8 protein-coding genes, 1 tRNA gene and 1 pseudogene are annotated in these 7,323 nt (G+C 71.3%); 8 read left to right on the top strand and 2 right to left on the bottom strand.

Annotated features, from left to right (window positions below):
• The first annotated feature begins 128 nt into the window (after window positions 1-128).
• From AAHM41_RS37530 to AAHM41_RS37500, 8 genes and pseudogenes are all read left to right on the top strand, one after another.
• Window positions 129-203 (top strand) — tRNA-Thr (locus tag AAHM41_RS37530).
• A gap of 115 nt (window positions 204-318) precedes the next feature.
• A pseudogene (locus AAHM41_RS40785) lies at window positions 319-576 on the top strand (class II aldolase/adducin family protein); the annotation flags it as partial.
• 120 nt (window positions 577-696) lie between these two features.
• Window positions 697-1,380 carry an RraA family protein gene (locus tag AAHM41_RS37525; RefSeq protein WP_342241742.1) on the top strand — a complete coding sequence of 228 codons (684 nt, stop codon included), beginning with the start codon at window positions 697-699 and terminating at the stop codon, window positions 1,378-1,380.
• 21 nt (window positions 1,381-1,401) lie between these two features.
• Window positions 1,402-3,021, top strand: a complete 1,620-nt coding sequence (locus AAHM41_RS37520; protein ID WP_342241741.1) for a sensor histidine kinase — start codon at window positions 1,402-1,404, stop codon at window positions 3,019-3,021.
• Window positions 3,018-3,644 carry a response regulator transcription factor gene (locus AAHM41_RS37515; RefSeq protein ID WP_342241740.1) on the top strand — a complete coding sequence of 209 codons (627 nt, stop codon included), beginning with the start codon at window positions 3,018-3,020 and terminating at the stop codon, window positions 3,642-3,644. Before AAHM41_RS37520 ends, AAHM41_RS37515 begins: the two co-directional genes overlap by 4 nt.
• A 120-nt stretch (window positions 3,645-3,764) precedes the next feature.
• The gene (locus AAHM41_RS37510) at window positions 3,765-4,142 is read left to right on the top strand and encodes a response regulator transcription factor (RefSeq protein WP_342241739.1); all 378 of its coding nucleotides are present in this window, start codon (window positions 3,765-3,767) and stop codon (window positions 4,140-4,142) included.
• Window positions 4,143-4,286: 144 nt separating this feature from the next.
• On the top strand, window positions 4,287-4,733 hold the full coding sequence (locus AAHM41_RS37505; RefSeq protein ID WP_342241738.1) for a hypothetical protein: 447 nt from the start codon (window positions 4,287-4,289) through the stop codon (window positions 4,731-4,733).
• Window positions 4,734-5,008: 275 nt separating this feature from the next.
• Complete coding sequence (locus AAHM41_RS37500; protein ID WP_342241737.1) at window positions 5,009-5,809, top strand: alpha/beta hydrolase; 801 nt, start codon at window positions 5,009-5,011, stop codon at window positions 5,807-5,809.
• A gap of 58 nt (window positions 5,810-5,867) precedes the next feature.
• Here the strand turns inward: AAHM41_RS37500 and AAHM41_RS37495 are convergent, their stop codons facing one another.
• A complete protein-coding gene (locus AAHM41_RS37495) occupies window positions 5,868-6,674 on the bottom strand; it encodes a class I SAM-dependent methyltransferase (protein WP_342241736.1) in 807 nt (268 codons plus the stop codon).
• A gap of 62 nt (window positions 6,675-6,736) precedes the next feature.
• On the bottom strand, window positions 6,737-7,323 hold a 587-nt coding region (locus tag AAHM41_RS37490), incomplete at its 5' end, for an NAD(P)/FAD-dependent oxidoreductase (RefSeq protein WP_342241735.1).

Genomic DNA, 7,323 nt, shown 5'->3' with positions numbered 1-7,323 from the left:
CCCCGCGCCCGCCCCCCCGCGGGCGCCGCCCCCCCCCCCCACGGCCGTGGTCCCCGCCGCCACGGCTTGAGCCGCGCCGGCCGTTGACGCTGCGGCGTGCGCCCTGTATAGGGTGCCCGCCCTGCGGCGCCGAAGTAGCTCAGGGGTAGAGCAACTGATTCGTAATCAGTAGGTCCGGGGTTCAAATCCCCGCTTCGGCACCATTTCCCCCCAGAAAATCAGGCAGTTAGGAGATAGGCCCGGCACAAGTCCGGGCCCTCGTCTTCTGTGTCAACGGATTGGCCACTCAACGGCGGCCGCGCCACCCGGCCATGCATCATGCCGGTCGACCGCGACGGTTCCCTTCGCCGGGGAACCGAACGGCCGCCGCTGGAGCTTCCGCTCCATGCCGAAATCTATCGGGCCCGTCCGGACGTCCATGCCGTCGTCCATGCCCACCCGCAATGGAGCACCCTGTCGTCGATGACCGGCCGGCCCTATGAGCCGGTCATCGCCCAGGGCGCCCTACCCGGCCGCGTCCCCGTCTTTCCCGACATGTCCTCCGTCAACACCGGGGAACGTGGCCGGCGCGTGGCTGCCGCGGCCGACTGGATGTCAAGGTCGGCTTTTGCCCACCCTCCATGCTGTTGCCTTGGCTTTGCCGGGCAGTATAGCGTCTGCCCGGACCGATGGGCCCGTTGCCAAATGGGGTGCGCCATGATCGACGATCCGCCGCTGCTGACGATCCGCCGCCGCTTCGCCCGGCCGGACCCGGCGCTGGTCGAGGCCCTGCAAGGCATCCAGACCGGCTTCGCCGTCGACGCCATGGACGGCTCGGGCGCGCTGCACCACCGGATCAAGCCGGTCGATCCCGCCGGCTTCGTCGGCGTCGCGGTGACCTGCGACTGCGGCCCGGCCGACAACCTGGCGGTGTTCGCCGCGCTCGACATCGCCGGGCCGGGCGACGTTCTGGTCTGCGCCGCCGGAGCCTATGAGGGCACGGCGGTGATCGGCGACCTGGTCGCCGGCATGGCCCGCAACAAGGGCGCCGTGGCGCTGGTGACCGACGGGCTGGTGCGCGATCTGGCCGGTCTGCGCCAGGTCGGGCTGCCGGTGTTCGCGGCCGGCATCACCCCGAACTCGCCGGCACGGCAGGGGCCGGGCACGGCCGGGCTGCCGATCGTGGTCGGCGGCGTGCGCGTGGAGTCCGGCGACGTGCTGGTCGGCGACCTCGACGGCGTGGTGGTGATCCCGCGGGACCGCCTGGCCGCGGTGGTCGACCGCCTGGCCGCGATCCGGCAGAAGGAGGCGGCGCTCGATGCCGCAGTGCGCGGCGGCCTGACCATGCCGGACTTCGCCCGCCGCATCCTCGACTCCGACCGGGTCCGCTCGGTCGACTGAACCCGCAAAGTTGCCCCCTCGATGAGCCACGACGCCGCAGAGATCCCCGCCGACCCCGCGCCCGGTTCCGGGCCCGGCCTGGCGCGAATCCATCCCGGGCGCCGCCGGCGGCACCGCCTGCTGGCGCTGGTGCTGGGCGCGGCCGTCTTCGTCGTCGACACCTTCACCGATGTCACCGGCGCCATCGCGGTGCTCTATGTGCTGGTGATGCTGGCGGCATCGGACACCTTCTCGCGGCGCGGCCTCATCCTCCTGGCGCTGGCCTGTGCCGGCCTCGCGGTTCTCTCCTTTTTCATCGCGCACGGCGAGGAGGCGGATGCCTCGGCCGTGGTCCGCTGCGGCATTTCGCTGGCGGCGATCGGCATCACCACGGTGCTTCTCCTGCGCGACCAGGCATCGAAGCGGTCGCTGGTGCAGGCGAACGCCGCCCTGGCCCGCAGCGAGAAGCGGTACCGGTCGATCTTCGAGCAGGCCCCGGTCTCGCTGTGGGAGCAGGATTTCTCCGAGGTCAGGGCCATGCTCGCGGCGCTGCGGCAGCAGGGCGTGCAGGACCTCGCCGCCCATGCCCGCGCGCATCCGGCCTTCGCCCGGGACTGTGTCCGGCGGATCAGGACCGTACATGTCAACGACGCAACGGCGGAGCTGCTGCGGCTGCCGTCGCCCGCCGAGGCGCTGGGCCCGATCGAGCGCTTCCTGCCGGCCGACGACCCCGCCCCGCTGGCGGTCTTGACCGCGGTGGCCGACGGCAGCAGCCAGTTCGAGGGGAGAGCCAAGCTGGCGGCGGCGGACGGGCAGGTGCTGACCGTCCTGCTCGGCATCGCCTTCCCCGACGAGGCGGACGAGTTCGGCCGCGTCGTCGTCGCCATGGTCGATGTGACCCAGCGCGAGCAGATCCAGCAGACCCAGCTCGCGGTCCAGGCCGAGCTGGCGCGAGCGTCGCGGGCGGCGACCGTCGGCGCGCTGTCGGCCTCGATCGCCCATGAGATCAACCAGCCGCTCGGCGCCGTGGTGATGAACGCCCAGACCTGCCTGCGCTGGCTCGGCAAGGATCCGCCCGATGTCGAAGCGGCGGTGCGGGCGGCGGAGCGCACGGTGCGGGACGGCCGGCGGGCCGCCGAGATCGTGCAGCGCACCCGCGGCCAGCTGGTCCGCGACCAGCGCAGCGACGAAGCGATCGATCTGCGCGCGCTGATCGAGGAGACGGTCGCGCTGCTGGAGACCGAGCTAAGCACCCATGCCGCGACGGTCGTCACCCAATTCGCGCCCTCGGTCCCGCCGATCCGGGCCGATCGCGTGGCGCTGCAGCAGGTGCTGATCAACCTGATGACCAACGGCCTGCACGCCATGGCCGAAACCCAGGCTGCCGCGCGCGAGCTGACGGTCAGCGTCGACGGTCCCGGAGCGCCCGACGCAGAGGTGCGCGTCGCGATCCGCGATCGCGGCAAGGGGATTCCCGACGAGGTCCAGGCCCGGCTGTTCGAGCCGTTCTTCACGACCAAGCGGGGCGGCATGGGAATGGGGCTTGCGATCTGCCGCTCGACGATCGAGACATATGGCGGATGGTTGACGGCCAGGACTCACGAGCAGGGGGGAGCGGTGTTCGAGTTCGCGCTGCCGGCGGACACCGCGCAAGCGTCATGAAAGCACCAGCCGCCACGGCATCCGCCCCCCTCGTCCTCATCGTCGACGACGACGAAGGCATCCGCGAGGCGCTGGCCGATCTGCTGCGCTCGGTCGGGATCGAGACGAAAAGCTTCGGCTCGACCCGGGAGCTGCTCGACGCCGCCCCGGCCGACCGGCCCGGCTGCCTGGTGCTCGACGTCCGCCTGCCGGGACTCAGCGGGCTGGACCTGCAGGCCCAGCTGGCGCGCAGCGGCAACACCCGCCCGATCATCTTCATGACCGGCCATGGCGACATCCCGATGAGCGTGCGGGCGATGAAGGCCGGGGCGACGGATTTCCTGACCAAACCCTTCCGCGACCAGGACATGCTGGATGCGGTCGCCGCCGCCATCGACAAGGACATGGCGCAGCGCCGCGACGCCGCAGCGGCGAAGGAGGTGGCGGCGCTGGCGGCCACCCTGACCCCGCGCGAGACCGAGGTCATGGCGGCGGTGGTAAAGGGGCTGATGAACAAGCAGATCGCCGGCCTGCTCGGCATCAGCGAGATCACGGTCAAGCTGCACCGCGGCAACGTCATGCGGAAGATGGCGGTCCGATCGGTCGCCGACCTGGTGCGGAAGACGGAATTGCTGGAGCGGTGACGCCCGGGGCTGGACGGACAGCCGCTCCGTCCTGGACCTATGTATGGTATCCGCGCAGCGGACCCTCGGCTATCCAAGATGGGCGGGCCTTAGTCCCGTTTTGCCGTCCGCCGAGGTATCGTGTCCCATTCCCCTGTCATTGCCGTCATCGACGACGACCAGGCCATCCGCGAGGCGCTGGAGGATCTCCTGTCCTCGCTGGGCTACCGCGCGCTGCCCTTCGCCTCGGCGGAGGAGTTCCTGGCCTTCCCGGGCCGGTCCGCGGTGGCCTGCATGGTCGTGGACGTCCGGATGGGGGGAATGACCGGCCTCGATCTGCAGGCGCTGCTGAACGTGCAGGGCGGGGCTCCCCCGATGATCTTCATGACCTCCTACACCGACGCGGCGACGCGATCGAAGGCCCTGGCCGGCGGCGCCCATGGCTTCCTGGAGAAGCCGGTCGATGCCGAGGTGCTGATCGGATGCCTGGCCTCGGCGCTGCGGCGCGAGACCCACTGATCCCCGGCGCATCGGCGACCTATACCTAGGTCTATCCCCCGCCACCGAAAACGCCAGCCGGCGCAAACCACAGTGGAATGGGTCCGCCCCGGGCCGTCCGCCATGCTGTGACTGTCTCGACGATCACAGAATTGGGAGGAGGCGATGTTCTGGAGCGGATCGGGCGCCTTCATTCGGCGCCACATCGACACCGGCGACGCGCAGTATTTCAACTGGTCGATCTCATTCACCTCCCGCCGCGACGTTTCGGGCACCCGCCGGCTGGACGTCTTGCACCTGTCATGCTCGCGGCAGCCGCTCGGCCCGTCGGAGGAGCGGCAGGCGGGAGAGTTCGAGATCCGGCTCGCGACCCGGGACGGTGCCGGCGAGGACGGCACGGATCATCTCCTCGGCCTCCGCGCCTCGGCCCGGGGCATCGACCTGTGGATCGCAGCCACCGGCCCGGTGGTCCGGTCCCCGCGGAGGCCCCGGCGCCAAGCCCATCTGCCCGCGGTCTGGCCGACGATCGAGCCCGGCCCGCCGGATGGTCCGGTCCTGATCGATGGCGGCACGATCGTCCTCGACGGCGCCGCCGACAGCTATCGAGAGTGAGGGTCGCCGGGCGCTGACTGCGCCGGCCCCAGGGCAAGACACCGAGCCGCGGCGCGAGGGATCGCTCCGCGGCTCTGCCGTTTGCGCAGCCGGAGCCCGGCTCCGACCCCATACCAAAGTCTCTGTCCGGCGACCGGAATGCACGGTTCCGACAGCCCTCCTGTAGAATGGAGGCCGGGCCGGGGACCGCCGTACCTTTCATCTCGTGGTCCCGACGACGCTTCTTCCGGGTCGCGCGGAGACCTCTCCCAACGCTCAACAAACGAGGTGGCGTCATGTCTCCGTTCCACAGCAAGCGCATACTCCTGCTGGCCTCGCTGCTGGCCTCCGTCGCCCCCGCGGCCGCGTCGGCCGCCCCCGCCGCGGCGCCGATCAAGAACATCGTGCTGGTCCACGGCGCCTGGGTCGACGCCTCCGGCTGGAAGCCGGTCTACGACATCCTGACCCGTGATGGCTTCCACGTGACCATGGTGCAGCAGCCGCTGACCAGCCTGGCGGCCGACGTCGCCGCCACCAGGCAGGTGCTCGCCGAGCAGGACGGCCCGACCGTCCTGGTGGCCCACAGCTATGGCGGGTCGATCATCACCGAGGCCGGCGAGGACCCGCATGTCGCGGCCCTGGTCTATGTCGCGGCCCATGCGCCCGATGTCGGCGAGGACGAAGCCGATCTCGGCAAGAAGATGCCGAGTTTCACCCAGCAGCAGCCCGGCGCGGTGGTGAAATCGACGGACGGCTTCACCCATCTGCGGCCCGACCTGTTCCCCGCCGATTTCGCGGCCGACCTGCCGCTCGACCAGGCACAGTTCGAGGCGCAGTCCCAGGTCCCGACCGCGGCGGGGGTGTTCTCCGCGCCGATGACCGCGGCGGCCTGGAAGACCAAGCCGAGCTGGGGCATCGTCGCCGCCGCCGACAAGATCATCAATCCGGACCTCGAGCGCTTCTACTACGAGCGGGCCCGCAGCCACGTCACGGTGCTGCAGGGCGCGAGCCATTCGGTCTACGAATCCCGCCCGCAGGAGGTCGCCGCCGTGATCGAGCAGGCCGCCCGGTCGGCCATGACCGTCGCGGCCCAGTGAACCGCGCCGCCGCCCGGCCCCCATCGAGCGGGGCCGGGCGAACCCGACCTGACGTCCTTCAGGAGACCGGACGGATACCGCGACAGGCCCATGCGACCGCGGCGAAGGAGCGGGGCCCGTCCGGCTCGCCGCCCTCATAGGCGGCCCTGACCGCGGCGTCGGTCGCGGCGCGCCCGGCGGGATCGAGCGCCGACACATACTTGCCCAGCGGCCCTTCGCCCGCGGCGATCGGCTCCCAGTAGTCGTCGAACGACCGGTAGTCCATCCGGATCGCCAGCGACGTCTGCTCCACCTCCGCCAGCCCCTGCCCGATGAAGCACTGCTTCATCTCGCCCGGGCGCATCATCGGCTGGAACAGGTACCGGCTGCGCGCCTCACGCGCGGCTGCGCTCGATGAGGCCACCGTGTCCCACATCATCCGCATCGCCGGCAGCCCGCCGAGATGGTCCCAGACCGCGGCGGCGACGACACCGCCCGGACGGACCACGCGGCGCATCTCGGCGACCGCCTTCGCCGCGTCGCTGACGAAGTGGAGGACGAGCAGCGACAGGGCGCGGTCGAAACCGCCGTCCGGGAACGGCAGGGCGCAGGCGTCCGCCTCCTGGATCGCAATCCGCGGATCCTTGTTACGGCGCCGCGCCTCCTCGACGAAGACGGGCGAGTAGTCGATCGCGGCGATCTCGCTCAGATCCGCGGCGTGCGGCAGCGCGAAGGTCAGGCTGCCGGTGCCGCAGCCGACATCGAGGATCCGCTCGCCGTCGGCGATGCCCGCGAATTGGATCAGCAGAGGTGCGAGCGTCCGGCTCCAGCGCCCCATCAGCTGCTCATAGCCGGCCGCGTGATTGACGTTGAAGCTCGACGGCATGTCGCCCTCCCTTGAGCCACATCCTAGCTCATCTCGGGACGGAGCGGGTGCCGGATCTGCCCTTATCGGGCACCGGTCCGGAAGCGCTCCGGGCGGAACGGGGCCAGCATCGGGTGCCGCTCGCCGGTGGCGATCTCGAAGGCCAGCAGCTCGCCGGCGATCAGCCCGAGCGTGGCGCCGCTGTGGCTGAAGGCGACGAAATAGCCGGGGATCGCCTGCAGCTCGCCGAACACCGGGTCGCCGTCGCCGGGGATCGGCTTGCGGCCCACGCCATAGCGGTCGAGCTCCAGCTTCGGGTTGCCCTCCAGGACCTTCGAGGCTTCCGCCAGCAGGCCGTCGACGGTCTCCTGCCGTACCCCGTAGCTGCCGTCTGGACGGAGCTCCACCTCCTCCTCCGACCACGCCGAATCCAGCGCGAAAGCGCCGCCGGGCGCGGGGCGGATCGCCACGCGCGGCGTGTTCAGCACGGCCTTCAGCGGCGCGCCGACCGGCCTGGTGGTGACCAGCAGCGAGACCGGCGTGCCGTCGTCGATCCTCTGCCCGGCCTCGGCCGCCATCCGCGGCACCGACGGGCCGGTGGCGAGCAGCACGGCGTCCGCCCGCAGCTCCCCGCCCCGGGGCGGGCGCCCCCCCCCCCCCCCGCCGGGGG

It is taken from the genome of Inquilinus sp. OTU3971, from assembly GCF_038440215.1.
The sequence above is the reverse complement of the archived record's forward strand: the minus strand, read 5'-3'. Positions and strand labels throughout refer to the sequence as shown.

What these genes read in the sequence shown, in the direction of transcription:
- AAHM41_RS37520 (WP_342241741.1), top strand. Translation starts at nt 1,402, where the DNA reads ATGAGCCACGACGCCGCAGAGATCCCCGCCGACCCCGCGCCCGGTTCC.
- AAHM41_RS37500 (WP_342241737.1), top strand. Translation starts at nt 5,009, where the DNA reads ATGTCTCCGTTCCACAGCAAGCGCATACTCCTGCTGGCCTCGCTGCTG.
- AAHM41_RS37495 (WP_342241736.1), bottom strand. Translation starts at nt 6,674, where the DNA reads ATGCCGTCGAGCTTCAACGTCAATCACGCGGCCGGCTATGAGCAGCTG.
- AAHM41_RS37505 (WP_342241738.1), top strand. Translation starts at nt 4,287, where the DNA reads ATGTTCTGGAGCGGATCGGGCGCCTTCATTCGGCGCCACATCGACACC.
- AAHM41_RS37525 (WP_342241742.1), top strand. Translation starts at nt 697, where the DNA reads ATGATCGACGATCCGCCGCTGCTGACGATCCGCCGCCGCTTCGCCCGG.
- AAHM41_RS37515 (WP_342241740.1), top strand. Translation starts at nt 3,018, where the DNA reads ATGAAAGCACCAGCCGCCACGGCATCCGCCCCCCTCGTCCTCATCGTC.